This window comes from Bradyrhizobium sp. sGM-13 (genome assembly GCF_018398875.1).
In the GTDB taxonomy this organism is placed as follows: Bacteria; Pseudomonadota; Alphaproteobacteria; order Rhizobiales; family Xanthobacteraceae; genus Bradyrhizobium.
The window spans coordinates 1-276 of the sequence record NZ_JAGWDK010000291.1 but is presented as its reverse complement, the minus strand read 5'-3'; the positions used below and the strand labels follow the sequence as shown (position 1 = coordinate 276).

General features: G+C 54.3%; 1 pseudogene. It reads right to left on the bottom strand.

The features are described 5' to 3' along the window. Positions 1–276 (bottom strand): annotated as a pseudogene (locus KJQ96_RS39095) (hypothetical protein); the annotation flags it as partial.

The window sequence follows — 276 nt, the reverse complement described above, 5'->3', positions numbered from 1 at the left end:
ATCAGACAGCGCAGGATGGATTGTTGCGGAGTTGACAGTGGCGTGAGGCTGGCCATGTCGCGCGGTACAAGTTCATTCGTTTCACCCTTGGTCCCGATCATCGAGCCAGCATCGCCATCCTTGTCGTCAGGGGCATTTATGTGGTGAGCTGCGTGGCCACTGTGGCTGGCTGCGCGGCTGCGGTCTTGCTGGTGACAAATGAAACTCAGTATTTCAGGAGGCAAAAATGTCACGCCAAGCATGACCAATTCAAGGGTCTTGATAAAAGTGTCGCAC